19 protein-coding genes are annotated in these 26789 nt (G+C 63.4%); 11 read left to right on the top strand and 8 right to left on the bottom strand.

What is annotated here, in order from left to right; genetic code table 11:
- Nucleotides 1–180 precede the first annotated feature (180 nt).
- The 5 genes from ACEN9K_RS06470 to ACEN9K_RS06450 all read right to left on the bottom strand — a co-directional run bounded on the left by ACEN9K_RS06470 (nucleotide 181) and on the right by ACEN9K_RS06450 (nucleotide 12650).
- A complete protein-coding gene (locus ACEN9K_RS06470) occupies nucleotides 181–4770 on the bottom strand; it encodes an Eco57I restriction-modification methylase domain-containing protein (RefSeq protein ID WP_495635400.1) in 4590 nt (1529 codons plus the stop codon).
- A gap of 1 nt (nucleotide 4771) precedes the next feature.
- Nucleotides 4772–7693: a helicase-related protein gene (locus ACEN9K_RS06465; RefSeq protein WP_495635399.1), complete on the bottom strand. Its 2922-nt coding sequence runs from the start codon at nucleotides 7691–7693 to the stop codon at nucleotides 4772–4774.
- Nucleotides 7694–7823: 130 nt separating this feature from the next.
- Nucleotides 7824–10955: a DEAD/DEAH box helicase gene (locus ACEN9K_RS06460; protein WP_495635398.1), complete on the bottom strand. Its 3132-nt coding sequence runs from the start codon at nucleotides 10953–10955 to the stop codon at nucleotides 7824–7826.
- 89 nt (nucleotides 10956–11044) lie between these two features.
- On the bottom strand, nucleotides 11045–11584 hold the full coding sequence (locus ACEN9K_RS06455) for a hypothetical protein (protein WP_495635397.1): 540 nt from the start codon (nucleotides 11582–11584) through the stop codon (nucleotides 11045–11047).
- Nucleotides 11577–12650: a hypothetical protein gene (locus ACEN9K_RS06450; protein ID WP_495635396.1), complete on the bottom strand. Its 1074-nt coding sequence runs from the start codon at nucleotides 12648–12650 to the stop codon at nucleotides 11577–11579. The genes ACEN9K_RS06455 and ACEN9K_RS06450 overlap by 8 nt, the downstream gene beginning before the upstream one ends.
- 779 nt (nucleotides 12651–13429) lie before the next feature.
- Between ACEN9K_RS06450 and ACEN9K_RS06445 the strand changes: the two genes are divergently transcribed.
- Nucleotides 13430–13924 (top strand): hypothetical protein, encoded by a 495-nt coding sequence (locus ACEN9K_RS06445; RefSeq protein ID WP_495635395.1) that lies wholly within the window; start codon nucleotides 13430–13432, stop codon nucleotides 13922–13924.
- Nucleotides 13925–14129: 205 nt separating this feature from the next.
- On the opposite strand, the gene ACEN9K_RS06440 is transcribed toward ACEN9K_RS06445, so the two are convergent.
- Entirely contained in the window at nucleotides 14130–15542 is a 1413-nt protein-coding gene (locus ACEN9K_RS06440) for an amino acid permease (RefSeq protein WP_495635394.1), read from the bottom strand.
- A 44-nt stretch (nucleotides 15543–15586) separates the two neighbouring features.
- The gene (gene hisC, locus ACEN9K_RS06435; RefSeq protein WP_495635393.1) at nucleotides 15587–16678 is read right to left on the bottom strand and encodes a histidinol-phosphate transaminase; all 1092 of its coding nucleotides are present in this window, start codon (nucleotides 16676–16678) and stop codon (nucleotides 15587–15589) included.
- Nucleotides 16679–16771: 93 nt separating this feature from the next.
- On the opposite strand from hisC, the gene ACEN9K_RS06430 reads away from it, so the two are divergent.
- The 8 genes from ACEN9K_RS06430 (at nucleotide 16772) to ACEN9K_RS06395 (ending at nucleotide 24408) form a co-directional block, all read left to right on the top strand.
- Nucleotides 16772–17275, top strand: coding sequence for an Lrp/AsnC family transcriptional regulator (locus ACEN9K_RS06430; RefSeq protein WP_495635392.1), 504 nt, complete (start codon nucleotides 16772–16774; stop codon nucleotides 17273–17275).
- A 94-nt stretch (nucleotides 17276–17369) separates the two neighbouring features.
- Entirely contained in the window at nucleotides 17370–17795 is a 426-nt protein-coding gene (locus ACEN9K_RS06425; protein WP_495635391.1) for an SRPBCC family protein, read from the top strand.
- A gap of 109 nt (nucleotides 17796–17904) precedes the next feature.
- Nucleotides 17905–19563, top strand: coding sequence for a thiamine pyrophosphate-binding protein (locus tag ACEN9K_RS06420; protein WP_495635390.1), 1659 nt, complete (start codon nucleotides 17905–17907; stop codon nucleotides 19561–19563).
- A gap of 511 nt (nucleotides 19564–20074) precedes the next feature.
- The gene (locus ACEN9K_RS06415; protein WP_495635389.1) at nucleotides 20075–20746 is read left to right on the top strand and encodes a hypothetical protein; all 672 of its coding nucleotides are present in this window, start codon (nucleotides 20075–20077) and stop codon (nucleotides 20744–20746) included.
- 242 nt (nucleotides 20747–20988) lie between these two features.
- The gene (locus ACEN9K_RS06410; protein ID WP_495635388.1) at nucleotides 20989–21141 is read left to right on the top strand and encodes a hypothetical protein; all 153 of its coding nucleotides are present in this window, start codon (nucleotides 20989–20991) and stop codon (nucleotides 21139–21141) included.
- Between the two features lie 59 nt (nucleotides 21142–21200).
- The gene (locus ACEN9K_RS06405) at nucleotides 21201–21950 is read left to right on the top strand and encodes an SDR family oxidoreductase (RefSeq protein ID WP_495635387.1); all 750 of its coding nucleotides are present in this window, start codon (nucleotides 21201–21203) and stop codon (nucleotides 21948–21950) included.
- Nucleotides 21951–22034: 84 nt separating this feature from the next.
- Nucleotides 22035–22790, top strand: coding sequence for a hypothetical protein (locus ACEN9K_RS06400; protein ID WP_495635386.1), 756 nt, complete (start codon nucleotides 22035–22037; stop codon nucleotides 22788–22790).
- Nucleotides 22791–22848: 58 nt separating this feature from the next.
- Nucleotides 22849–24408 carry an HD domain-containing phosphohydrolase gene (locus ACEN9K_RS06395; RefSeq protein WP_495635686.1) on the top strand — a complete coding sequence of 520 codons (1560 nt, stop codon included), beginning with the start codon at nucleotides 22849–22851 and terminating at the stop codon, nucleotides 24406–24408.
- Nucleotides 24409–24453: 45 nt separating this feature from the next.
- Here the strand turns inward: ACEN9K_RS06395 and ACEN9K_RS06390 are convergent, their stop codons facing one another.
- Nucleotides 24454–25527, bottom strand: a complete 1074-nt coding sequence (locus tag ACEN9K_RS06390; protein ID WP_495635685.1) for a methyltransferase — start codon at nucleotides 25525–25527, stop codon at nucleotides 24454–24456.
- Between the two features lie 350 nt (nucleotides 25528–25877).
- Here ACEN9K_RS06390 and ACEN9K_RS06385 point away from each other — a divergent pair, with 350 nt between their 5' ends.
- Nucleotides 25878–26294, top strand: a complete 417-nt coding sequence (locus tag ACEN9K_RS06385; RefSeq protein ID WP_495635385.1) for an SRPBCC family protein — start codon at nucleotides 25878–25880, stop codon at nucleotides 26292–26294.
- Nucleotides 26294–26767 carry a MarR family winged helix-turn-helix transcriptional regulator gene (locus ACEN9K_RS06380; RefSeq protein ID WP_495635384.1) on the top strand — a complete coding sequence of 158 codons (474 nt, stop codon included), beginning with the start codon at nucleotides 26294–26296 and terminating at the stop codon, nucleotides 26765–26767. The genes ACEN9K_RS06385 and ACEN9K_RS06380 overlap by 1 nt, the downstream gene beginning before the upstream one ends.
- The last annotated feature ends 22 nt before the right edge of the window (nucleotides 26768–26789 follow it).

The raw sequence follows: 26789 nt of genomic DNA, 5'->3' as shown, positions 1-26789 counted from the left end.
GTTCGAAGGGCAGCCTGAGCCGCACGAACGGACCCTTGAATATCCCGTCTTGTGGATCCTCGAGGAATCCCTGCAGGCCGTTGCGAGCATCCCGATCGGTAAGGGCGAATGTAGTGGACAGGTAGTCGATCAGCCCGACCTGAAGTTCCTCGACTTGATGTGTTGGCAGGAGGACTGCCATCAGCTCTTCTCCGCCAAGAGCTTCTCGAAGTGGGAGTAGGCCTTGCGCATATCCTTTTCACGGTCGAAGGAGACAAATGGGAACTCGAAGACGTACTCCGTCTGGCTCTGTGGATGCGTCCATGTCCGCTCCTCGAGCGTCAGTTCCTCACCGTGCGTCAGAAACTGACGAGCGATTCCCCCCGGGACCTTACGACCGTTTGCGTCATACAGATCCTTACGCTCGTATCCTCGTAAGACTGGGAACTGAGACCCGTAGATGACGCACAGTTCATCAATGGTTATCCCATATACAATCGCCAGCGCGGCGTCCAGCTCGATCGACAGAAGTCGACGATTAGAGGCACTACGCACAGGACTTGAGAGCGACCACGGATCAGGCATTACTGAGTTCCACAGCGCGGCATAAGAGGAAGTCAGGCACGTGAGCCGAGCAGTGCGTTCGACAATTTCCATGTAGAGCGGGTGCTCCATTGGGACGACAGGGACTTGTCCGACGGCCGTGGCGCTAATCTCAGAGCCGACGGAAGAGCGGATCTGCAAGTCGGCGCCGATAAAGTTCAAGGACGCAATGACGCTCAACAGCCGCGACTCGTTTTCAGCAGCAAACGCCGCAGCGCGAACCGCGTGTACGTGAGCAGTTCCCGGCGGGACCACTGCGGCGCGAAGTGTCCGTTCGCTCACTGTATTTGCCATCGATCGCCAGACGACTCTATATGTCGATCTAACGCTCACGAGCTCATTGTCACCCCGCGCCCAGAATCCGTAGTCAGAGTTGTAGCGGGTCCGATCGTCATCAGGCTGGAAACTGGTGCGAGGGATGAAGTCCTCGGGGAGGGCTTCCAGGTCGATCTCAGTCCAGTCGAGGTTGTTTTTCATCGTTGGGTTGGGCTGCTTCGCGAACGGGTTGGCCACTGTGAAGTGCGGCCCCTGCAGGATCACATCGTCCCAAGAATCGGGCACGGCAGATCCGACCTCGAAATAGCCCTTCTTGCGATCGATCGACTCATCCCAGCCGCGCGAATACTGGAGGCCCAGCTCGCGAACACGCGGAGCCCTACTGAGCTTTAGGAGAACCTGGGAGCTGCCGCGGTTCACGGGGTAAACCATACGCGCTTGAACCGGTGGCGTCCCCGGCTCGTCGAGGATGTCCGCCCACACTGCGAGGATCGACTCGTCGACGTCGAGGATGCGTTCGGGATGGGGCCGAAGGTCCCAGTTGCCCTCGTCGTCCTTTAGCCCGGGTACCGGTCCTTGGCCGTCATGCGCGAGCGAACGCACAACCGTATCCGGATGATAGAGGGATGCCGCCATCTTGAACCGTGGGCTGTCTCGACGGGGGCCGTAGACATGAACCCCATACGAGACCAAGTGGTGGATCTCGAACAGTGACAGCTCGTTAATGAATTGCCAGTGGCGCCGCAGCCGCCGATATGTCTCTGCCCGGAGGGAGGCCGCTTTCTTTTCAGTGAAATGCGATTCCGGGTGCAACAAGGCGGCCGCGCCCTTATGTGAGGCTGACTTCCAAACCCGCTCCATGAACACGCGGTAAAGATCCGGCTGAAGCCCCGCTAGGAGCGGATACACAGTCGGGGCACCGAGGAACTCGGCCACCTGAGGGGTGACGACCGCGGTGTCGACGAAGTACTCACGCATTCCATCAAGGGACAGTGTTGCCTCACGCCTCGCACGAATCTGAGCCTGTGTAGGCTTCTCAGCAAGCTGCCACCATGGATCGCCTTCTGCAAGGAGCGCGGCCTCGTCAGAACGCGGCCTGACCCACGGCGGATTTCCCACCTGCAGATCAAAACCGCCGCGTCCGAAGACGGAGGCGAAGTCCAGCTCCCAGTGGAAGAATCCCTGGTCTCGAGCCACGCGGTCGCATACGGACAACCACTGATGCTCTGAGCGCAGATCCTCCACGTCCCTCGCCAATGCGAGCTGGAGATCGGCGTGCTCGGCATCGTTCAGCTCATCCCAGTTTGCCCCCGCGCTGAGGGCCCGCTGGCCCACCATCCGGGATTCCTTACCGGTTCGTCCGAGCAGGGCTTCTAGAGCGTCGAGCCATTGGTCGAGGCTCGGCGGGACGGCTCCCTTTGTGGCTTGCTGGGTCAGCGGCCAGAACCATAATGCGTTCCAGGCGTCCATCACGCAACGGATTCGCTGGTAGGCGCCGTTTGGGTCGTTGATTGCCTCTTCAATCTCGGCTCGGGTCACGGCACGTGTCGTTTCAACAGGCTTAGGCGCCGTCGGTTTGCCGAAGTAGTCGATCTCCCGGCGCGCTTCCTGATCTGCGATCTCAAAGCGGCGCAGCGTGAGCTTCCACAGAGACTCGACCCGTCGGGAAAGATTGAGCAGGCGGTCGACCTGCTGCTTTGTCGGCTTGGCGCGCAGAGACTTGCGCCACGCCCCGAGGGCCTTCTGCGCGTCGCCGGCGAGGTCCTTGACCTCCTTGGCGTCGGACGCTGCGCCCCACCCCTGAGCGGGGAGGAGAAAGTGGTGGATCCGTCCGACCACGGCGGGATCGTCTTCGTCCGTCCCCAGCCCGGCAACCAGCCCGCTCACGGGGGCGTCCTGCGGAGACGAGGTGAGCCAGGACTTGTCCCTGACCTGACCCGCAGAGTATGTCGCGCGGCGGGCCCCAATAAGCGAGTTGCCGCGGCGAAGCCGGAGGCCGAACCACGGCGCCTGCAAACCTGCCACCATTGTGTCCAGCCACAGGGAGACCTCGGCGAGCTCGACCGCCGTCGCGTTGAGGTCCACTCCGTGCACTTGGTGCAGGGCGATTTGCGCCTTCACCTTCTGCAGCTCGAGCGGGTACTCGTCGGCGGGGATGCGGACGTCGAGCTCTTTCTGCTTGCGCTCGAGGTACTGTGCAGCGAGCTGGCGCACGGCCTCGATGGCGAAGGCGCCCGACCCGAGGGCGGGCTCGCAGACAGTGAGCGTGAGGATGTCGTCCGCACGTGTAGTCACACCGTCCTGGTCGAGCAACTCTTCGAGGGCCTGGGAGACGACGAACCTGGTCAGTACCTCCGGCGTGTAGTACGAGGCCGACTGCTGCCGTTCGCGCCCGGCAAGCCGGAAGACGAAGGTGCCTTTCTGGTGGAGGACCGGCTTGGGCTGTCCGGTGATCTCGTCCTGCGTCATGACGAAATGCTTGGCGTCGATCTCCGCGGAGCGAGTCACGGGAACAACCCATGAGCCCTTCGACGAGTCGCCGTCCTTGGCGACCTCGTGGAGGTCCTCCTGCGCAATGAAGCCTGTGTAGGACATGAGTCCCTCGTATACAGCCCCGAGCTGGTTGACGCCGAGCTCGGCGTAGGAGATGAAGCCCCGGTCCCTGCCGCGGGCCTCCTTGCTCAGCAGGAGGTGCTCGAGGACTTTCTGGAGCGGGGCGTTGCCGAGCTTGACCCCGTCGATGTCCGCCGTTCGGGACGGTGAAAAGAGATCAGCTTCGAGGTTCTCGAAGGTGAGCGCGTCATCTGCCTGCGTTGGCCGGTGTCCCGTGTTCACCAAGGTGAAGAGGAGGTTGAGGGAGTCGTAAAGGTGGGTTCCGCGTTTGGACTTTTCCGAGGTGATCGGGTTGAGGACGAGCTCGCGGATTCGGTCCAGGCCGTAGCCCTGGTCGTACTGCTCGTCGCCGACGGGGATGACTCCCATCTCCGGGGAGGCTTCAGCGTAGAGCAGGAACAGGATCCGGTAGAGGAAGCGCAGGGACTGACGTGCAAGCGACTGTCCGTCGACGTCGTCGTTCGACATCCCGGCTGCGGCGCGGCGCGTAAGGACGTCGTTGGCGATGATTTCGATGGAGAGCCGGATGCCTTCACGGAGGTCCTTCGAGACGCCTACGGTGTGCTTGACCGAGGACTCGATGACGCTGTTCCACCAGATCTGCGCGTTCGCATCCGGGTGGAGCGAGTCGCGCTCGAAGACGGCGAGGAAGCGGTCCAGTTCGCCTCCGCGTTTAGTGTCGTTCCGTTCGACGGCGAGCAGGGCGTCAGCGGCGAGGTACCGGCCTTCGGGCCACCGCTCGCGCTCGGTCAGGATGAGCCAGCGGCCGGCCATAAGGACGATGAACTGCGGGGCCTCGTCGGTCTGGTAGAGCTCGGAGATGAGCTTGCTGGCCGAGTAGTTGGCTTCCTTGTCGTCCACGAGCGGCTTCTGGAGGAGGTCGCCGCGGTCCTTGGCGAGGGCGTCTTCCAGGGAGTCGGCCGGCTGGGCTTCAACGAAGAGGACGTCGTTGTTCGGGGTAGACCAGACGTTGTGCGCCAGGAGTTCGGCACCGCTTCGTTCGGCCTTGAACGTGGTGCTCGTGCCTTGGAAGCCGAGCGCTTGGCGTAGGTCCCGGTAGACGCGAGAGGCGTTGCCCTGCTCCTCGGCGAGGGTGCCAAGGTCAATCTGGAGTTGGCCGCGAGCCTTTCGGAATCGGTCCAGCGGGGACTCGTGGCCTTCTTTGGACGTGTCGTCCCATTGCTTGCGGAGCCTGAGGACCTCGGATTGGAAGGACTCGCCGGCCTTGGTGGTGTCCGTGGTGAAGAAGTGCTCACTGACGAAGTCCTCACCGACGACGAAGGAATCGAACGAGGGCATCTCAGTGCTCTCCTTCCGCTGGGGTGTTGAGGGGCACGACGACGAGCAGCGGACGTACGAGTCGGCGGTCCGGGGCAAGAGAGGCGACGATCTCCTGTTCCTGCTCGACGCGTGCTTTGTTCTCTTTGAGGCGCCGCGTGCTCATGCCGGGGAGCTGCGCCTGCCCGTGAATTTCGCTCCACGCGTCCGCTCGGCCGTGCCATTCATCGAGCCGATAATCGGCGGCCTTGGCGGCGGCCTCGAACGTTATGTCGAGCGAGCCGGTGGTGTTTTTGACGGCCCGGGCGATGTAAGGCTGGTACGCCCCGGCGTCTGCGACGGGCCCGGTGTTGATCGACTTGTCGGTGAGGCCGATGCCACGGAGGTACTCGGCGAGACTGCCGATCTGCTCGGGGATGCACAGCTTGCCGCCCTGAGTGGCGAAGAACGCTTGGGAAATGACCTGTCCTCGGCGGTTCATCAGTGTGCCCATGAGGAGAATGCTCGGCTCCTCGACGTCGGCGCGGACCACGGGAACCTCGTTGCCGGCCATGGACGCGAGGGCTCGGTCGCTGGCCCATTCGAGGACTGGGTGTAGCGGGCCGAGGAAGTGGGCCTCTGGCCACGTGGTGGACTTCTCACCCTTCGCCGGAATGGCCTTCTTGGCCGCGTCGAGCTCGTTCTGGCCCTTGTCCAGGGTTGTGGCCAGTTTGAGCTTTTCCGTGACCTTGCGGTCGGCGAGGTAGCCATGCGGCAGGTGGGCGAGCCGCTGCTGGAGGTCGCGGGGCGGTTCGAGTTCTGCGACCTGGTGATGGGCATGGATCCTCCAGTTCACCCCTCCCCCGGCACCGTTGGCGGGTGGCTCCTCCGGGTTACCGAAGGCCTCGTGGAGGGCGTCGTCGAGGTATTCCAGCTCACTCGAATAGAGCCCTACGCCGGTGTCCGTCGGCACCCGAGGCGAGCCGCCGCCGTCGTCCGCGCTGAGCTGCTCGAAGAAGCTGTCGAAATCGTCGAACGCATCGTCGTCGGTGTGGGCCGGGTCAAGGACGTCCTCGACGGTCCGCACGACCTGGTCCTCCGACTTCTTGCCTGCGAGGACGGCGAGGATAGCGTCTTCCTCGGCCTTAACGCTGTGCTCGCCCATGAGAGAGCCGACATCGTTGAGGGCGCCATGGGCTTCGTACTCGCGCTCCATGAGGCGGGTGATGACCTTGAGGTCTCCGGCAAACTTCTCGTGATTCGGGTGCAGGAGGAGCGTCGTGATCTGGGGATTCTTCTTCTGGCCGTACCGGTCGATACGGCCGTTGCGCTGCTCAATGCGAATAAGCGACCACGGGATGTCAAAGTGGATGAGGTGATGGCACTGGCTGTGCAGGTTCACGCCTTCGGAGGCGACGTCTCCTGTGACAAGCACGCGGATGGGTGAGGACTCCTGCTTGAAGCTTTCGACAATCTCCTGCTGTTCAACGTCGCTGAGGCCGCCGTGCAGGATCCGGACATTTTCCGGCTTGAGGCCGAGGTCCTTGGGCAGGTGGCGCTCGAGCCACATGAGCGTGGGGACCCGCTCGGCAAAGACGACGGCGCGCATGCCCGATTTTGGACCGACGCCGATTCCCTTCAGGTACTGCGCGAGCTCCTGGTACTTGGCTGAAGGCTTCTTGAGCGACTCCTCGGCGAGGGCCCTGAGGTGTTCAAGAGCTTCGTGCTCCCGGTGCTCTGCTGGCAGCTTCGGGTCCGCGACCTTGCGGAGGCGCTCCTTGACCGTTTCGAGAAGCGCTGCCGGGCTTGAGAGGAAGGCTTTAGCGAGCGTCCAGGGGAAGAGGGAGCTGTTCGCGCCGGAGTAGGGGCTGGAGCCGTTTTGGGGATAGAGCCAGGTATCTGCGATTTCCTGGGCGACGGCGTTTTCGGCAGGGCTTGCCGCGATCAGGCGGTTGTCTGGTTCGAGGCGCTCCATCCAGTTGGCGCCAACCTCGGCGGCTACCTCGGGACTGTGGCGGTGACGCCGGATGATGAGGCGCTGAATATCGTTTCCGTCGAAGGTGCCGTCCGGACGGATGGCGGTTGGGTCAAGGAGGCGGATCAGCTCGGCGAAGGATTCCTGCTTGCCGTTGTGAGGGGTTGCCGAGGCGAGGATAAGGGCCTCGGTATTGGGGGCGAGGATCCTCGCGAGTTCGTTGTTGAGCGTACCTGCGTTGGTGAGGTTGTGGGATTCGTCGATGACGACGGCGTCCCATCGGATCTTCTGCAGGTGCGCCTTGTAGCGGGCTGACTTCAGGGTGTCGATCGAGATGATGGCGCGCTTGAAATACGTAAATGGGTTGCGCGTAGCCGGAAGGGTCTGGCGGACCTTTTGGATGCCAGCAGAGTCGAGGCGGACGAACGGGAGGGCGAAGCGGCACCAGAGCTCGTGCTGCATCTGTTCCAGGACGTGCCTGGGCGTGACGACCAGGACTCGTTCTGCCCTTCCGCGCCGGGCCAGCTCGCTCAGAATCATGCCGATTTCAAGGGTCTTGCCGAGGCCGACGGCGTCTGCGATGAGAATTCTGGGACGGACGTTCTGAGGGTCCAGGGCACGGGCGACGGCGATGCGCTGGTATTCGAGCTTGTCAGCGAGCATGCGCGTGGAGACGGTGAGGCCCTCATGGTCCTGCGGAATGGGTGTCTTGCGGAGTGTGGACTCAAGCCACAGACGGGCACGGCGGTAGTTGGGGCTCGCGTCAGCGACCGGGATGGCTTCGGCGGGGTCGACGACTTCGATGTCGTCCAAGCTCTTATAGAAGGCCGCGGTGGTGTCCCGAACAAGCTCGCTGAGTCCGCGGACTCTTATGAGGAGGCCGTCGCCCGTTTGCTCCACGCCTGTAACGAGCCACTCCTCGTCTCGAACGTGAACGACGGAACCTGGTGCGACGTTGAGCTCGACCTGCTCGTTGACTGGAGCTGACACTGATCCTTGCTTTCTTCTGTCCCCATAGCTGCCGGGTAAGGCATAGGCAGCGTTGACCCAAGGGTCAAGACACATCTAACCATCTACATGTGCAAAGGGGAGAAAGCGGGCCATGTCCCTCGCGTTTCAGTTATTGCGCAACGGCAGCGGCTGTGGCATACACATCGGCGGGCATCGGTCGGTGCAGCTTCCAGGTGATGGCAATCGGCCTCTCGCCCGAGTGCTGCACATAGTCCACCTGACCAAGGCAGGTGTAGGGAACAGTCAGTCCGGTCTCGTCGTCCGCTGTGTCCCTGGTGAAGATCAGAACCTTCGAACCATGCGAAGTCCGGTCAAGGTAGCGGCGTCCTGTGGGACTGCTGGGTGAGGTCGCGTTCTGCGACTCCCAGTGGAACAGCTCGGGGCTAATGGCATAGTCCTTGTACATCGTGGTCGCTGAATGCTTCTTGTCGTCCTTGTTCAGGGTGACAAAGAAGGCGTCCGTGGAGGTTGCAGGACACCATGCAACGCCCTCCCGATGCTGGACGTTCTTGCCCTGCTCCAGCGAGCCGTACTGCAATGCCGCCAGGACCTCCTCGCGCCGATATGTGGCATGCGACAGCAGCGGAATGTGCTGCAACCCAGCTCCGAGGCTCTTCGCTGCATGTTTTGACGCGGCCACCCCCAGCTTCACCACCTGGTTTATCTCGCGGCAGACGAACTGGTACCCGCGCAGGTGGTCCAGGCCGTCGTCGTACGTTGTAAACCCGCCGCCGTCATCCCACAGCGTGAAAAAAAGCATGCGCGCGAAAGCTTGCTCGCGCATGCCAAGATCCGCGTAGCGGGGTGCGTCGGGGGCAACCAGCATGGAATAGGCGGCGGCGCGTTCCGGATCGTCCACGTGAATCAGCGCGGCCATACGGCCCAGCAGCTTCCTTTCCTCCGCGTTCGACAGCTCCTCAATCTTCCCGCGGAGTACGGTCTCCAGGGGAGAGAACCCTTCGATCAGCCCTGCCTGGCGGAGGTAGCCGGTCCACGAGTCCCTGGTGGAACGGTAGATCGTCTTCACGTCATTCCCCGACCGCTCCAGATAGGCCTCCAGCTCGGTCTCAGCGTACGAGGCGATGTCCCGGACCAGCTGTGCCCGGTTGAACCGCAGCTGTGCCTTGATGTTGTCCAGCACCACCTTCTGCGCCACCCGGTCCAGCACGATCTGCGAGCCGGACGGCAGGTACGGGAACTCGTCCTCGACAGCCTTCTCCAGTTCTTTTCGGCCGTAACCCGTCAGCGCCCGGTAGCGCAGATCAAAGCGGAACTCACGGCGTTGTTGGCCGATGAAGTCCAGGACCGTCAGCACCGCTTTGCCCTCGGCACGGCGCAGCCCGCGTCCCAGCTGCTGGAGGAAGACCGTGGCACTCTGCGTGGGCCGGAGCAGCAGGATGGTGTCCACCTGCGGCAGGTCCAGCCCTTCGTTGAAGAGGTCGACGGCGAAGATGCAGTTGATCTCCCGCTGCCCCAGGCGCCGCAGGGCTTCCTCGCGGTCAGCATTGTCCGTGGTGCCGTCGACGGCGGTGGACGCAATGCCGGCCCGGTTGAACACCTCGGCCATGTAGCGGGCGTGCTGGACGGAGACGCAGAAGCCGATGGCCCGCATCTGGTCGGTGCTGGTGACCTTGTCCCTGAGTTCGCGGATTACCTTGGCGGCACGCGCATCATTGCCGGTGTATAGGGCGCTGAGCTGGGTGGTGTCGTAGTTGCCGCGCTTCCAGTCCAACTGGCTGAGATCGACGTCGTCAGAGACGCCGAAGTAGTGAAACGGCACCAGCAGGTCGGCGTCCAGGGCGTCCCAGAGGCGCAGTTCACTGGCTGTGCGTCCGTCGAAGAACTGCTTGGCGACGTCGACGCCGTCGCCGCGTTCCGGAGTCGCCGTAAGTCCGAGAAGCTGCTGAGGTTTCAGATGGTTCAGCAGGCGGCGGTACGTGGGCGCCATGGCGTGGTGGAACTCATCGATGACGACGACGTCGAAGAAGTCCGGCTCCAGCTGCTCGATGCCGAGGGATGACAGCGACTGGACGGACGCGAAGATGTGCTTCCACTCCCGCGGCTTGTGCTCCCCCACATAGAGCTCACCGAAGGCGCCGTCCTGCATGACGTCACGGTAGGTGCGCATCGCCTGCTTGAGAATCTCCTGCCTGTGAGCGACGAAGAGCAGTTTTAGGTCTCCGCCGGCAGCTTCGCTTAGCCGTTTGTAGTCCAGCGCTGCGATGACTGTTTTGCCGGTTCCGGTGGCAGCGACCAGGAGATTGTGGTTGAAGCCCTTGAGGCGCTCTGCTTCCAGATCCTCCAGCATCTCCTCCTGATGGAGGAACGGCTGAACCTCAAGGCCGGTGGCAGCATCCGGGGCGGCGGTTCGTCGGCCACCGTTGCGTTCCAATGCGGCGTCCAGCTTTTCACCGTCGTGCTCCGGGTCGTAGCTCTGGAAAGCCCGCTGCTCCCAGTAGCTGTCGAAGGTGACCTCGAACTTCTGCAGGAGGGCGGGTGTTGCGACGGAACTGAGGCGGACGTTCCATTCAAGCCCGTCCAGGAGTGCGGCCTGGCTCAGGTTGGAGCTGCCGACGTAGGCCGTGTCGAAACCCGTGTTGCGGCGGAACAGCCACGCTTTGGCATGCAACCGAGTTGCCTGCGTTTCATAGCTGATCTTTACCTCTGCCCCGTACCGGTTGACGAGCTCGTCAATGGCGCGGCGTTCGGTGGCACCCATATATGTTGTGGTGATGACCCGGAGCTTGGTGCCGCGCTCCTTGAGCTGCTCAAGGGCAGGCTCCAAGAGCCGCAGGCCCGTCCAGCGGACGAAGGCGCAGAGAAGGTCCACCGTATTGGCGGACTCAATCTCGGCCCGGAGTTCCGCGGCCAGGTTGGGTTCGTCCTTGCTGTTAGTGAGAAGCGCGGAGTCGGACAACCTGGTAGTGGGCCGGCGGAGTTGCCGGCGCTTGAGAGTGTCCGGGCGGTAGAGGGATTGAAGCTGCGCGGGCCCGCTGTCTATTAGCTCGGAAACGTCCAGATCCCGCAATATTTTGTTTGCGAGACGGACCCTGTCGGCCGGCTTGATAGCGGTGAGGGAATGCCGGACGGCATTTGCGATGTGGCGGGCGAGGATGTCCGGGACTTCCTCCTCGCCTATTTCCGCAAATTCCGCCTGGAGCTCGCTCCTGTGATCCAACGCGTTACGAAGAGAACTCGTACTGAGGACCTCATATAGACCCTCATACAGCCTATCGCTCATCTAGCCGCCCCCTCCCTACAGTAGTCATGGCATTTAGGTGTAATCTCCAGTGTCCAGGGACTGCTTGGTGAGTGACGGGCGGGAGTCCACTAAGAAGCGATATCCTCCGAAAGCTGGTGGTTTTTGCGATCACGGTTCCAGGCGACGCCATCTGCATCCACAAAGCAGATGCTCACCGAGCATTCACCTTTTTCGAAAACATACTCAGAAATTTCCATTTCGCGAAATCCTTCGAGGGGCGGCAATAGGGACTGAGGCCATCGCACTAAAATTTCGCCCTCTTCCGAGTACACGTCGATTTCAACCGAAAAAACGGGTGTCCCCGATGGATTCACGACGCGGAGCATTTTTCGCTGCGAACCGCTACCGAAAGAGCTGCCTGTAAAGGGGGCAGTACTCTCGATACTTTCAATCCATGCAACGATTTGAGAGGCTTGCCGACGTCGGTCGAAGGTATTCCGCTTACGCGTTTCCCGCTGTTGAGACCGCAGTGTTTTGAGAGCGAGGAGAGCGGCGGCACCGGCAAAAGCGGCACCTATTCCTGTTGGCCAATCGCCCGGCGTCAGACTGCTGATGAGCGCCGCAACCGACCCCAGCCATTCCAGAAAGATCCCGATGAAATCAGGCATGTGCCACACCAGCGCCAACTTCATCGAACCAAGAACGACTTGCAGAAGCTTTCAAAGCATAGGTATCGAAAGATTCAGCGTTGAAAGCAAGAGCATTGCTGATATAGGAACGCTCAGAGAGCATGTCAAAAAGTTCATTCACGAGATATTCGGACGAAAGCAAGTCCCACAAATGCATATTTGTTACGCTGGCATTCAAGACAGCACTTGGATGACGGCACCAGGGTTGTATCCTACTCAAAATGAAGTCCGCACCTAACTGGTGGTCGACGCGAAGACCGATAAAGTTCACCAAATATGCCCGATAAATCTGCGCTAAGGATGCCAGGTGAGTCGCGCTCTTCAACGTCTTTGTTCTAGCACGCTTATTGGCTTTCGACCTAACCGGCGCCGATAACATCAGTATTCCTTGTTTATCGACCAACAAGTACTCTTCCGAAGACTTGTAGTTGAACTGCTCGGACTTCATGAAGAGCTTTTGGACTAACTCGTCGCGAACGGCACCAGAACTCATGCTCCGGATCAATATCTTGGTAAGCGGCTGTCTAAACTGTTCTTGCCATGAGGGAAAATGCTCTGACTCAATATCTTGTATGTCGAGGATAGGGAAATGATCGTACTTCAGGCTGCCGGCCTGCATACTTTCACCACCAGTCAGTAAACTGACTACCTGGATCAACAGCTCGTTCAGCATTGTGTTATCTCGGAAGTTTAAGATCTCCGGGTTGGCGGCCAGCTCTCGAAGGGAGTGAGGTATGGGCCCCACGGTCTTGAACGAAAAGCTTATGATTCTGGGCTGGAATACCAGTACCGAGAACATGATCTGCATCCGCGACCCGTCGGCCATCACAATGTTATATGGAAACCTGGGGTTATTTCCGACGAGCTTTAAGTCGGAAAATCTTCTCTTGATCTCTACATGCAATTTTTGGGTCGGGTTGAGCCTTGTACCGATGTAGCACAGCAGCGATGGGACTTTTAGCGATGTATAAGGCGAGCCTGTGATCTCAGGCTTGAAATACGTTGAGTGGCCTATATCCAGGTCAGCATCGTGCGCGTATACCACTGACCAACTTAGATACGTTTTCAACTTCCGCCCCACTCTTTAGGTATGGAGTGCGGGCATTGAACCCGCCCGCCGGCAAGCCGGGGTGCCCTCTGCCCACGGGCATCGGCGAACTCCATGTGAGGATCGTACCAATCGAACTGGAGGACTCGGTGGAATTCGAGCGTGTCACCAGTATCACAAAGCGTGCATCCTTCATCGATTGCCTCTGGCACTACGGCGGGGTGCGGTATTGGGGCCTTCCCCGCGGCAGGGAGTCGAAAGATCTCGAACAACGCGGACTCCTTGCCCGCAACGAGCGCCCCTTAGCCGCACTCCAATCTAACCAGCAGAGCCGGCGCAACCTTGGCCGTTTGAGCCGGTTGCCACAGCTTCAGGAAAATGACGACATTAAGTTGCCGGCCGTAGAGGTACTGCAGCTATGCACCAACAGCTTTTTCATTCGACCTTGTCTTCATCCAGGACGGACCGGCGTAACCCATCTGGACCAATCACCACGTCACCGTGAGCAAGTTCCATACAACGCGAAAAATGTTCGCCGAGGGCCTTGACCACCTTTGAGGACAACGGAGGGATATCGGCTTGAACACCACCAGGCAGTTTCCCATGAGTCCATACGAAGGGTTGACCAAACGTTCCATCGGGTCGAGAGTGGGAGGAGCCACTCGAGGTCGCACAATTGGCGGTGGCTTCCTTACACCATTTAGCATTTGGGGGTTTTGATGGTTAATGTTTCGTCCAAGAGGGACTTTGACTACCTAGGGGAGCTCCTCCAGGGAATGGAAGCGCAGTATCCAAGAACCGAGGTCTGGGAGGGCAGCCCATTTAAGTGGGTTCTCACCCAGCCTCCAGCAACGAAGGGCTCTATCGCGCGCCAACTGATTTCTTCTTGGGCAGCCTTATACGGGGCGTTCACACGGCAGGTCTCAGTAGACAACCAAATTTATCTGGAATTGGATGGCGCCCTTATACAGGTCAAATTCTCCATGCTGTGGGACACAGGCTATTACCGCTTCCAGCAGATAAGGAAAGGCGACTACGACTATTGCCTGTGCTTCGGCCTGGCACCCTTTGATATGCACGCTTGGCTGATTCCGAAAGATGTTTTGGACACACACGTCATAGGGACTAAGGGGCAACACACAGGAGCAGGTTCGGGTGAGACATGGTGGCTCGAAGTGCGACCCGGCGGCGGGGATCCTTGGCTTTGGGACTGCGGCGGCCAACTAAGCGACGTCGCGCGGCAGTTGAAGTTTATGGCTGGACGAAATTGAGGCCGGTGCTTCAATAGGGGGACCACACTACGAGACAAATGATGGCCGCTTCCTGAGCGTGGCTTCGCTGTCAGGATAAAAGACCGCTCGGCGTTACCGGTCTCGGGTTGTTGACTACACGCTTCAAGAATTGAGGGGCAGCATGGCCAAAGCCAGGCGGCCCCTCAACATGAACGAAACCGATAAGCAGTCAAAGCCGCCTGAATTAGCCGATGAGCGCCGGCTGCTTGTCGCCGTCCAAAGATTCAACACCCGGCCGAGCATCCCGCTTACGGTGGTTCAACCAGCACCCCACTGCAAGAACCGCCACGAGACCGAAAGTGCTCAGCAGCTGCGGACGGGAATCCTCGCCGATGAAGCCGACCGTGAAGATCGCCGCCAGGATGACCAAGCCAAGGGAAGTCAGCCAAGGGAAGCCGGGCATCCGCAGCGGAAGCTGCGTTCCGTCCCGGTCGGCACGGAGACGCAGGGCGAGCTGGGCAAGGATCGCGGACGTCCACACCAGCAGGCAGGTCGAGCCAACAATGTTGAGCAGGACGGGCAGAACCTTCTCCGGGAAGGCCAGTTCCAGCACCACCGTGACAACGCCGAAGGCAACGCTGGCCAGGACCGCAACCACCGGAACGCGGGCCTTGGACACAGAAGCGAGCCAACGCGGCGCTTCACCGCGTTCCGCCAGGGAGTACGCCATTCGTGAGGCTCCATAAAGGTTGGCGTTGAGCGCGGAGAGGAGTGCCGCCACAGCTACCAGCGTGATGGCAGTCGCCGCGCCGGGCATGCCGGCGGCATCCAGCACCGCGGCGAACGGGCTCTTCAGCCCCGCCGAACCGACAGGAACCACAGCAGCGATCACGAAGATGGCGCCGATGTAGAACACCAGGATCCGCCACAGCACTGTCCGGACTGCCTTCTTCACGCTGCGGGCAGGCTCGGCGGTCTCAGCTGCCGCCACGGACACAATTTCCGTGCCGCCAAACGCAAACGCCACCACGAACAGCGCCGTGGCAATGCCGCCAAAGCCACTGGGGGCGAAGCCCGCCCCCATGAAGTTGCCCAGGCCCGGCGACTGCACGCCCGGCAGCCAGCCGAACAGCAGGGCAAAGCCCACCAGCAGGAACCCGACGATCGCCGCCACCTTGAGCAGGGCGAACCAGAACTCGAACTCGCCGAAGTTCTTGACGCTGGTCAGGTTCACGGCGGTGAGCACCACGATGAACACGAACGCCATCAGCCACACCGGCAGGGCCGGGAAGATGGTGGCCAGGAGGCCTGCCGCACCGAGCGCTTCGGCGGCGATGACCACCACCAGCTGCAGCCACCACAGCCATCCGACGGTGGCGCCGGCCACCGGCCCGTAGGCCTTGGCGGTGTAGACCGAGAAGGCGCCGCTGTCCGGGTTGGCCGCAGCCATCTCTCCTAGCGCCCACATCACCAGGATGATGAGGGTGCCGGCCACGAGATAGGAGATCAGCACCGCCGGGCCGGCGGCCTGGATGCCCGCGCCGGAGCCGATGAACAGGCCCGCGCCGATGGCACTGCCCAGGCCCATCATGGTGAGCTGGCGGGGTTTGAGGGCTGCGCCGAGTGGGCGGGCAGACGTCTTTGTCTGTTGTTCCATGGGGATTCCTCTTAGTTGTAGGTCGAACTGTTGGGGATAAAACTTCAGGCCGCGTGGGCTTCGAGGAGCCGGAGCACGCGGTTGTTGGAGTCGGGATCAGCAACGGTGATCCGCACGCCGTCGCCCTGGTAGGCGCGGACCAGGATGCCCGCGTGGTCGAAGGCGTCCACCAGCTTCGCCAGGAGCTGGCCGTCGGCGCGGATCCACAGGAAATTGCCCTGGCTCGGCTGCAGCCTCCAACCCTGGGCTGCCAGCTCCTTAGCCATCCGGGCGCGCTCCTGCCTGACGGCGGCCACCCGGGTTTCCATCTCCTCCCCCGCGTCCAGCGACGCGATGGCCGCCTTCTGCGCCAGCGCGCTCACCGAGAACGGCAGGGCGGTGCGGCGCAACCCCTCGGCGATTGCCGCCGTCGCAATGGCGTACCCGACGCGCAGTCCGGCGAGCCCGTAGGCCTTGGAGAAGGTGCGCAGGATGCAGACGTTCGGGTACCGGCGGTAGAGCGCCAGGGAGTCGGGGCCGGCGTCGGCGTACTCCACGTAGGCCTCGTCGATCACTACCAGGACGCTGGAGGGCACGGACTGCAGGAAGGCCTCGAGGCGGTCGTGGCTGATCGGCACTCCGGTGGGGTTGTTGGGGGTGCAAAGCAGGATCAACTTGGTGCGGTCGGTGACGGCGGCGGCCATGGCGTCCAGGTCGTGGCCCTCGGCGTCGTCCAGCGGGATGCGGACCGCACGGGCGCCGGCCAGCTCCACCAGGATGGGGTACGCCTCGAAGGAGCGCCACGCGAACACCACCTCATCCCCGGCGTCGCACAGTCCGGTGATGATCTGCTGCAGGACGCCCACGCTGCCGGGCCCCACTGCCACCTCCTCCGCGGTGACGCCCAGGTGCCGGGCCAGCCGTTCGCGGAGCTCGACGGCGGCCATGTCCGGGTAGCGGTTCATCCTGCCGGCCGCCTCGGCCACCGCAGCAATGGTGGCGGGCAGGGGGTCGTAATGGCTTTCGTTGCTGGCGAGGGCGGCGATGTCGGCACCGAGGCTGCGGCGCCCCGGGACGTAGGACGGAAGCCCGGTCACCGCGCCGCGCAAGGTGGGCAACGCAGTTTCGGGGGCGGCCACGAGCTGATCACTGGTCATGAAGTCCGATCATGGAAGTGACCCGGACCACAATGCAAGGTAGGCTCCGGTGCTTGGGACTTCTGCTCAACTTCTAGTACTTCTGGTGAAAATATGACCATCGCAAACTCTCGCACCCTTGATTCCCTGGACGGCCGGATCATCCTTGCCCTGGACAAGGACCCCGAAGCCAGCGCCCTGGCACTCTCCCGGACCCTCGGCGTCGCCCGCAACACCGTCCACGCCCGGCTGGCACGGCTGGAGCGCAGCGGCGCGCTCCGCTCCTTCAGCCGCAGGCTGGACCCCGCCGCGCTCGGCTACGAGCTGATGGCCTTCCTTTCGCTGTCCATCAGCCAGACGCGGACCGGCTCGGTGGAGAACGGGCTCGCCGCCATCCCGGAGGTCATCGAGGTGCACGCCACCACCGGCGACGCGGACCTCATGGCCAAGGTGGTTGCGCGCGGTACCGCCGACCTCTACCGCATCACCAACGAGATCCTGGAGATCGAAGGGATCGAGCGGACCAGCACAGCCATCTCCATTCTGGAGCTCATGCCGCCCCGCTACGACGGCCTCATCAGCCGGCTGTCCGAGCAGGAAGCGCGGCCGGCGGACTGACCGCATCCGGTGGCGTACGCCGCTGTGGCCTCCCCGGCGGGAGGGGCAAGCCGCTACCCTCGCCTCCGCGTGCCGGTGAGAGCATACTGAACGCATGCCAACCTTCCGGCTGTCCACGTTTGCAGCAGCGCCGCCGGAGCGTGTCTTCGCCACCTGGACCGATGCCGACAGGTTCCATGAGTGGATCGGCGGCGTCACCGGCGTCACCGACCGCGTTGGCCCTGCCGGTGAGGCCGGCAGCCGCTACACGGTGCAGTTCGGGCGGATGATGAGCCGCACCGAAGTCCTCGAGGCCGAGCGGCCCCGCCACATCCGCACCCGCTTCGGCAACGCCATCCTGAAGGGCGAGTCGGACGTGACCTTCACCCCCGATGGCGTGGGCACCCGCATTGACCAGGTGTTCACGACCCGCGGGTTCGTGTCCGCGATTTTCGGCTGGATCTTCGCGACGGGCTCGTACCGGGGCAGCTTCAAGGGTGAGTTGGAGACGTTCCGGGCACTCGTTGAGCGGGAGGCGTGATACGCACCACAGGTGGGCGTATTGTCACTTTCCAGCACTCCTGCTGCCAAAAATCCCAGCTGCATCGCGCGGTATTGCAAACGTGAGATGCAGGCCACACGATGCCTGCATGACTTCACTTACCGTCTCCCGCCGCGTGGCGCAGGTTCTCAGCAGCTATGTCAGCGACGTCTTCGGCGTTATGGGCAACGGCAACGTCTACTTCCTGGACGCCGCCGAGCAGCAGGGCCTCCGCTTCACCGCCGTCCGGCACGAGGGCGCCGCCATCGCCGCTGCCGACGCCTACTACCGCACCTCGGGACGGCTCGCCGCGGGCACCACCACCTACGGCCCCGGCTACACCAACGCGCTCACCGCCCTCGCCGAGGCGGTTCAGGCGCAGATCCCGGTGGTGCTGGTCACCGGCGACGCCCCCACCACCGGCGCCCGGCCCTGGGACGTGGACCAGGCGGCCATCGCCGCAGGCCTAGGCGCGGCCACCTTCACCGTCACCCGCGACGCCGCGGGCGCCATCACCCGGCAGGCGGTGGAGTACGCACTCACCCGGCGCACCGCCGTCGTCCTGGCCATCCCGTACGACCTCGCCGCGCTCGAGACCGGGGACGAGGACCTTCCGGAGCCGGCGGCACCACAGGTGACGGACGACGTCGACGGCGGCCTTGGGCAGATTGCGCGCTTTCTCGCCGGTGCCAGGCGGCCGCTGATCCTGGCCGGCCGAGGCGCGCACCTGGCCGGAGCCGGCCCGGAGCTCCGTCAACTCGCCGATCGGCTCGGCGCACTGACCGCCGGAACCGCCCTGGCCCTCAACCTCCTCAATGGCGAGGGGTACCTGGGCGTTGCCGGCGGTTTCGGCACCGACACCTCGGCCGGGCTCATGGGCGAGGCCGATGTGGTCCTGGTGGCCGGCGCCAGCCTCAGCCCGTTCACCATGCGGTTCGGGCACCTGCTGGGCCCGGACAGCACCGTCATCCAGATCGACACCGCCCTGCAGCCGACCAACCCGCGGGTGGACCTGTTCGTTCAGGCAGATGCGAAGGTTGCTGCTGCGCGGCTGTTGTCCTTGCTGGACGGCGAGGCTGCTGTGGCTGGTTGGCGCGCGGAAGCTTCTCGTCGCCTGGCTGCGGGGCCGGGGCATGATTTGGGTTCGGCCGAGACTGAGGATGGCCGGCTGGACCCGCGCGCCCTCGCCACCGCCCTTGACGCTGTGCTGCCGGAGCGCCGGACGGTGGTCCAGGACGGCGGCCACTTCATCGGCTGGGCGCCCATGTACTGGAACATCCCGCGGCCGCAGGACCTGGTGATGGTGGGCACCGCTTACCAGACCATCGGGCTGGGACTGGCGAGCGCCGTCGGGGCCGCCCATGCGCTGGAGGACGGCCGCACCCTTGTGCTGGCCTCCGGCGACGGCGGTTTCCTGATGGGCCTGTCGGATCTTGAATCGCTTATCGGTGCAGCTCGCAGCGCCATCGTGGTGATCTACAACGACGCCGCCTACGGGGCCGAGATCCACCAATACGGCTCGCAGGGCCTGACGGAGAAGCCGATGCTGATCCCGGAAGTGGACTTCAGCGGGGTTGCAAGGGCGCTGGGTGCCGAGTCTGCGGTTATCCGTTCGCTTGGTGACCTGTCCACGCTGCAGGACTGGATCGACGCCGGCGCGAAGGGAACGTTCGTGGCCGACTGCCGGATCACCTCCAGCATCCGGGCGCCCTGGCTGACCGAGTGGATGAACGCGACGAGGGCTGCGAAGGCAGCTGTGGCGGGATAGCCAGGTTGGCCTATCCGCAGAGCCTCGCTACTCCGTCTTGGGGCTGGCCTTCCTTGTTCATGATGGACTCGTCCCGGTCAAACTCCGGCGAATTCTGCAAAATTACATCAAGATCTTTGCAAGATTTCGCAAGGAAAGACCACTTATCGCTACAGCATTAAGACAAGATTCATTGGTTTCAGGAGCTGACCCGCAGAAATATGGTCGAAACTCACACTGGATTAACAATTTTCAATTTGGAAGTCATGAATGCGGAAATCCAACTATTCTGACATCATCATGACATGACTACACCAGAGCTTCCGGGGGCGAGCTCTCAGCAGACTGCGCCCCACCAGCAACCGCAATTTCCTCCTATGCCGCCGAACTACGGTCCACAAGGCGCTTCAGGCCCTCAAGAATACGCGAAGGCAAAAAGCAGCGAAATGTCATCGGGCTCGTCGCACTTATTGCCGCAATTGTCGGTTTCATCTTTGCGTGCATCCCCGGCGCTCTCATTATCGGTTGGGTCTTGCTGCCCATTGCGTTCATCCTGGCAATTGTTTCCCTCTTCTTGAAAGACAAAGCCAAGGGAATGGGCATCACAGCCCTGATCTTGTCGATCGTGGGAACCATCGTCGGCTTTGCTGTTTTCTTCTCCGTTGTCGCATCGTCGGCCAAGGACGCCTTCGGCGGAGGCGACACTAAAGTTTCGGCACCTAACGCTGAAGCAGGTAGCGCTGCTCCAGCAGCAGCACAGCCCGCCGCCAAGACCGGAACACGTGAAAATCCTTCTCCAATCGGCTCGGTCGTGGAGTCAAAGGATTGGCGGGTAGTGATTAACTCGGTCAGGCTTGCTGCTTCGGATGCAGTTGTCGCGGCTAACCAATTCAACAAACCCCCGGTCGCCGGCACCGAGTACATCTTGGTGAATTACTCTGCAACTTATCTCGGCGATGAGGCAAATGGGCAGATGCCTGCTTTTGTCTCGGTCGACTACGTCACCCCCGATGGAAAAACCGTCAATCGACTCGATAACAGTGCCGTTGCACCCGAGCATATCGACACTACGAGCACCCTTTACAAGGGGGGCACTGCAACAGGCAATATCGCCATTCAAGTACCAACAGCCACAGCTGGCCAAGGTGTTCTCGCCGTCCGGCCGGGCATGATCGCCGACAAGGTCTTCGTCGCCGTCAAATAGCTTCGTCCACAATAAAGCAAGGCCTCCGGCAGTCGCCGGAGGCCTTGCTTTATTGTTGGGCATGACTTGGGACCATGCTCGTCTGGCCTGCGGGCGACACCGGTTGGTGCAAAAGCACGCAGTGACAGTCACGTCCGCCGTGAAGCACCACGCCCCCACCGCCTGCGGCCGGCCTGGGACGTGGACCAAACCGCTATCGCCGCGGGCCATGCGTTGGGGCCGACTCGGCTGTCATCCGCTCATTGAGTGACCTGTGCGCGCTGCAGGACTGGATCGACGCCGGCGCCAAGGGCACCTTCGTGGCCGAGTGCCGGATCACGTCCAGCATCCGGGCGCCGTGGCTGACCGAGTGGATGAACGCCACGCGGGCAGCGAAGGCGGCGGTGGCGGGGTAAGACCTATCGGTAACGGAAGACCAGCAGCTTTGTCAGTCACCCGGCATAGGATTCCTTGCATGAGGATTGCCGTTGCAGGGGGAACCGGGACAGTGGGCCGCCACGTTGTGGCTATCGCCAGCGAGCGCGGACACCACGTGGTCAGTCTCAGCCGGGCCGAAGGGGTGGACCTCATCACCGGGCGCGGCCTCGACCAGGCACTCCAGGACGTCGACACCGTCATCGACGTCTCCGGCATCCAGGTCCTGTCCACCAAGAAAGCCGTGGATTTCTTCACCAACGCCACCCAGAACCTGCTGGCTGCCGGGAAGAAGGCCGGCGTAAAGCACCATGTGGTGCTGTCCATTGTGGGCATCGATAAGGCCAACTCGGGACTGTACGCCGGGAAGCTGGTGCAGGAGGACGAAGTCAGGCACGGCGGCATTCCCTGGACCATCCTCCGGTCCACCCAGTTCCACGAGTTCGTACCGATGTCCATCAAGGCCGCCTCAGTGGGCCCGCTGGTCTTCGTGCCCACGATGGTCACCCAGCCGGTGGCAGCAAAGGAGGTGGCCGCAGCCTTGGTAGATGCGGCCGAGTCCGGGCCGAAGGGACGCATTCCGGACCTCGGCGGCCCGCGGACCGAACACCTGAAGGGCCTGGTGGCGGCCTATCTGGCCAAGACGCGGCAGAAAAAACTGATCGTTCCGCTCCGGGTGCCCGGCCCCATGGGCAAGGCCATGCGCAACGGCGGGCTTATCCCGCCGCCGGGTTCCGCCGTCGGACGCCAAACGTTTCAGGAGTGGCTCGACGCCATCGGCGCCGCGTAAAAGCCGATGCTAAATGGGGCAACTGCCCCATGCCGCTGCTGCGGCCCGGTCATAGTCTCGCCTCATAGAGAAAAGGAGGCGGCCATGACCATCTACCAGCCGCAGTCATCAGCAGAGGCAACACCCAAACTTGCCGACCTTCCCGAGGACGCCGCCGAGCACTTCGCCGGCTACGCCGTCCTGGGGCTGCCTTTCACCAGCGGCCACTACCTGGCATTCCGGGATTTCCCGGTGAGCTCCGTCGGCCCCGGCTACCGCTCCGTCTGGCACCGCACGCCCGGCGGCGAGTGGACCATCTACGCCAACACCGCGCCCGAGTTCAGCTGCGCCCGCTACTTCGGGGCGGCCGTCCACCATACGGTGGAGACCGACGTCGACATCCAGTGGAGCGGGCCCTTCACCGCCGTGATCACGGTCCCGGGAGTCCTCGACTGGGACCTGCAGCTGGGCACCTCCGCGGCCACCACAATGCTGACCGCCATGGCCGTGCGGATGCCGGAAAGCCTGTGGCGGAACGAGCTGGTGCTCCGGGCCATGGGGGCATTCGCCGGCCCGCTGCTCGGCGCGGGCAGGATGAAAGTATCAGGCGTTGTGCCCAATGGCCAGACGTTCCAGGCCCAGCCGCGGCAGCTGTGGCTCGTGACGGATTCCCAGGCCACCATCCGGGATGAGGATGCCGGAGTTCCGGGCCCACTGCCGGTCCAGGACCACCTGGCGGACTTCTGGCTTCCACAGCGTGGACTGTTCGGAGCGCAGGTGGGCGTCAGGTTCCCGTCCACCGCACAATCCGCCGGACCAGGCCCCGTCCAGGCACGGACCGGGAAGAACCAGACGGCATAAGAGCCGCACGCGTGGTCCCTACTGCCGTGGCCGGCGGCTTCCTAGAATGGCAGGTGTGATGCAGTCACCGGCTGCGCCCCGGCGCAGCGAAGTCCTGGCCGCGCTGTCGCTCGCCATCGACCTGGGGCTGGGGCAACCGATGGAGCACATGCTGCGTGCGTCCCTGCTGGCGTTGCGGATCGCCGGGGCTGCGGGCGTGGACGACGCAGGCCAGGGCAGGATCTACTACGCCAACCAGCTGGCCTGGATCGGCTGCCACGCGGATTCCTTTGAACTCGCCGCGCTGTTCACGGACGACATCGCCTTCCGCGCCGACTATTACGACCGAGACCAGCATGGCCTGCCCATGTACGCCGGCATGTTCAGCCACGCCGGCGCCGGCCTCCCGCCGCTGGCCCGCGTTGCCCGCTGGACGCGTTTCGCGGCGACCGGCAGCGGGGCGGTGCGGACCATGATTGCCTCGCACTGCGTCTCGGCCGGGGTGTTGGCCAGCAGTGTAGGGCTCGACGACGGCGTGGCAGGACTGCTCACCCACACCTTTGAGCGGTGGGACGGCAAGGGCCTCCCGGAGGGGGTGGCGGGGGCGGACATTCCACTGGAGATGCGGATCATGCACCTGGCGGATACGGCCGAGGTCTTCCTGCGGAGGGAAGGAGTGGCCGGCGCGGTGGCCATGGTGCGGGCCCGCCGCGGCAGCCAGTTCGATCCCGCACTGGCCGGGCTGTTCATCGACCAGGCCCAGGCACTCACCGAAGGACTCCTCGATGTCGACTGCTGGCAGGCGGCCCTTGACCTGGCTCCCACTGACGCTCCCCTGTCGGGCAGCCAGCTGGATACAGTGCTGCGCGCCATCGGCGACTTTGCAGACCTCAAGTCCCCCTACACGGCCGGACACTCCCGCGCGGTGGCGGCCCTGGCGGCCGCCGCGGGCGAGGAGCATGGGCTGCCGGCGGACGACGTCACGGAGCTCCGCCGCGCAGGCTGGGTGCACGACCTGGGCCGCCTGGGGGTGTCCAACCAGGTGTGGGACAAGAAGGAGCCCCTCTCAGCGCTGGACCTGGAACGTATCCGCATGCACCCGTTCCTGGGCGAACGGATCCTCAGCCGCGTTCCCGGGCTGAAGGGCGAGACGGCCCTCACCGGCACACACCACGAGCGGCTGGACGGGTCCGGCTATCCACGAGGGATCGGCGGAAACGAGCTGGGGATCAAGCAGCGGATCCTGGCGGCAGCTGACTCTTACCATGCCTCCGTGGAGCCACGCCCGCACCGGCCCGCTCTGACGCCGGTCGATGCGGCCGCCCGTCTCCGGCAGGAAGTTTCAGCCGGGAGGCTCGCCGCCGGAGCAGTGGAGGCCGTGCTCGTGGCGGCCGGCCAGCAGCCCCGCCGTTCGCATGCCGCCGCGGCTGGGCTCACCCCGCGGGAAGTGGAAATCCTCGGCATGCTCTGCCGCGGCATGACTCCGGCCGAGATCGCGGACAGCCTCTTCCTCTCCCGGAAAACCGTCCGCAACCACGTGGAGCACATCTACACCAAGATCGGTGCAACCAACCGGGTGGGGGCCACCTTGTTCGCGATCAGGAACGGCCTGACCGATTACGGGACGGCACCCAATTAGCGCAGGGCCGCGCCGTGCCCGCCTCGTGGGGCACATCCCTTGGTGCTAGCGGCTGACAAGCCGCCACAATGATGTGACCTCGGCCGAGCGCGCCGCGAACAGGGGATCGTCGCGGTCCGAAGCTTTCGGATGCGTTGGCTTGGTGTCGAGCCGCTCCGTCACCTTCAGCCCGGCGGCTTCGACGGCGGCCAGCAGGTCCTCGCGCGAGCGGAGGCCGAGGTGCTCGGCCAGGTCGGACAGGACCAGCCAGCCCTCACCGCCCGGCTCCAGATGGCCGGGGAGTTCGTTCAGGAAGCGGAACAGCATCCTGCTCCCGGGGTCGTAGACGGCGCTGTCCAGGCTGGAATGCGGTGTGGCCGGAATCCAGGGCGGGTTGCACACGATCAGCGGTACCCGTCCGGGCGGGAACATGTCGGTCAGGACCGCCTCCGCGCGGTCCTGGACCCCTAGGTTCCGGAAATTCTCCGCGGCGCAGGCGATGGCACGCGGCTCGTTGTCGGTCGCGATCACGCGGCGGACGCCACGGCGCGCGAGGACGGCGGCGAGCACGCCGGTTCCGGTTCCGACGTCGAACGCCAGCGTATCGGAGGGCAGTGCAGCGGCCGCCACCAGGTCCACATACTCGCTGCGGGTGGGGAAGAACGTGCCGTAGTGCGGGTGGACGCGGTCCTGCAGGGCCTCGACGTAGACGCCGGTCCGGCGCCATTCGTGGGCGCCGATTGCCCCGACAAGCTCATGCAGGGACACCACGGACGCTTCGCCGATGTCTCCGTACGCCTCCACGGCGGCTTCCCGGATGTCCGGTGCGCGACGCAGCGGCACCACGGCGCCCGGGGCAAGGGGAATCAGCAGCAGGCCCAGAATGCGTGCACGGTGCGAGGCGGACTGCCGGTGCCGGTAGAACTGCTCGGCAGGGGTTCCCCTGGACTTCTTTCCGGTACCTATCCGGCGGTCCAGGGCGTTGAGGATCTGCCGGGCGTTGTGGAAGTCGCCGTGCCAGAGCATCGCGGTCCCCTGTGATGCCATGCGGTACGCAGCATCGGCTGTGAGGGAGTCGTCCACCACTTCCACGCGCCCCGGCGCCGCCCTGCCATTGGCCGAGCGCCACCGCGCGGTCATGCCGGCGCCAGCCTCAACCCAGTTCACGTACTCATCCACCGCGGCAGTGCGCGAAGGTTTGGGGACGGCGAGAGGGATTCCCGCGGAAGCTGGGGTGTCAGTAGGGATGAAGATCCATTCCAAGATATTGGGCAATCGGATCCTGACGATTGCAGCGGCGGTTCGATGACGTCCAAAGCGGAGGGCCAGGATTCCAGACCGACATCCGGCAGTAAACCGGGCATGGTCGATGGGGCGCTGAAGCCCTTGAACCTAAATGTCAGGATACAGGAGCGGCACGGGTTGCCTCTGTACAGAAATAGTCTGTGCATAGATAATCTTCGTATAGACCATCTGCCGAGGAGGCCACCATGTGGGAATACGAGAACAGCATTGAAACCAGTGCCACGCCTGAGTCCATCTGGCGGCTGTGGTCCGACGTCGAGAACTGGGGCGCCTGGAACGGGGAGATCGAGAAGATCGAGATCAACGGCCCGTTCGCCGCTGGCTCGCAGATCCTGATGACGCCCCCGGGTGACGATCCCATCCCGCTGGTCATCGCCGAAGCTATTGAAAACGAACGGTTCGTGGACGAGGCCCGCTTCGGCGACCTTCTCCTAAGGACCACCCACCGCATCGACACCATCGAACCCAACCGGAACCGGGTGGTGTACCGGATGGAGATCACCGGCGACGGCGCCGACGAAGCCGGCCCGCAGATTGGACCCGGCATCACTGCCGACTGGCCCGAGACCATGGCCGCGCTGGTCAGGATGGCCGGCGGCTGATGCCCCTCAGCCCCGGCGAAAGTCCCGGATTCCTGCTCTGGCACACCACGCTGCGCTGGCAGCGGGACATTGCGGCAGCACTCGCCCCGCTCGACCTGACCCACGTCCAATTCGTGCTGCTCGCCTGCGCCTGGTGGCTCAACAACCAAGGTGAGCACCCGAACCAGCTGGCCCTGGCACGGCAGGCCGGCACCGACGTCAAGATGGCCTCCCAGGTCCTGCGCGCGCTGGAAGCCAAAGGACTCATCGAACGGGAAGTCGATCCGGAGGACACCCGTGCCAAACTGCTGCGCGTCACCGACGCCGGAGCCCAGCTGGCGCCACTCGCAATCGCCGCCGTCGAACTCGCCGACGCGCAGTTCTTCCAGCCTGTGCCCGTCGACGATGCCATATCCCTGCTCCGCCGCCTGGCCCATCCCGAGTTTGGAGCGCCCACGACGGCGGCCAAGGAAAGCCGTTCCAAGCACACTTGATGAAGCCGCGGTTACTTCCTCT

It is taken from the genome of Pseudarthrobacter sp. Pseusp20, assembly GCF_059492155.1.
The sequence above is the reverse complement of the archived record's forward strand: the minus strand, read 5'-3'. Positions and strand labels throughout refer to the sequence as shown.

Coding starts and splice junctions, on each gene's coding strand:
- ACEN9K_RS06470 (WP_495635400.1), bottom strand. CDS start 4,770: ATGCCCTCGTTCGATTCCTTCGTCGTCGGTGAGGACTTCGTCAGTGAG.
- ACEN9K_RS06460 (WP_495635398.1), bottom strand. CDS start 10,955: ATGAGCGATAGGCTGTATGAGGGTCTATATGAGGTCCTCAGTACGAGT.
- ACEN9K_RS06455 (WP_495635397.1), bottom strand. CDS start 11,584: ATGCCTGATTTCATCGGGATCTTTCTGGAATGGCTGGGGTCGGTTGCG.
- ACEN9K_RS06445 (WP_495635395.1), top strand. CDS start 13,430: ATGGAAGCGCAGTATCCAAGAACCGAGGTCTGGGAGGGCAGCCCATTT.
- ACEN9K_RS06440 (WP_495635394.1), bottom strand. CDS start 15,542: ATGGAACAACAGACAAAGACGTCTGCCCGCCCACTCGGCGCAGCCCTC.
- hisC (WP_495635393.1), bottom strand. CDS start 16,678: ATGACCAGTGATCAGCTCGTGGCCGCCCCCGAAACTGCGTTGCCCACC.
- ACEN9K_RS06430 (WP_495635392.1), top strand. CDS start 16,772: ATGACCATCGCAAACTCTCGCACCCTTGATTCCCTGGACGGCCGGATC.
- ACEN9K_RS06425 (WP_495635391.1), top strand. CDS start 17,370: ATGCCAACCTTCCGGCTGTCCACGTTTGCAGCAGCGCCGCCGGAGCGT.
- ACEN9K_RS06420 (WP_495635390.1), top strand. CDS start 17,905: ATGACTTCACTTACCGTCTCCCGCCGCGTGGCGCAGGTTCTCAGCAGC.
- ACEN9K_RS06405 (WP_495635387.1), top strand. CDS start 21,201: ATGAGGATTGCCGTTGCAGGGGGAACCGGGACAGTGGGCCGCCACGTT.
- ACEN9K_RS06400 (WP_495635386.1), top strand. CDS start 22,035: ATGACCATCTACCAGCCGCAGTCATCAGCAGAGGCAACACCCAAACTT.
- ACEN9K_RS06395 (WP_495635686.1), top strand. CDS start 22,849: ATGCAGTCACCGGCTGCGCCCCGGCGCAGCGAAGTCCTGGCCGCGCTG.
- ACEN9K_RS06390 (WP_495635685.1), bottom strand. CDS start 25,527: ATGACCGCGCGGTGGCGCTCGGCCAATGGCAGGGCGGCGCCGGGGCGC.
- ACEN9K_RS06385 (WP_495635385.1), top strand. CDS start 25,878: ATGTGGGAATACGAGAACAGCATTGAAACCAGTGCCACGCCTGAGTCC.
- ACEN9K_RS06380 (WP_495635384.1), top strand. CDS start 26,294: ATGCCCCTCAGCCCCGGCGAAAGTCCCGGATTCCTGCTCTGGCACACC.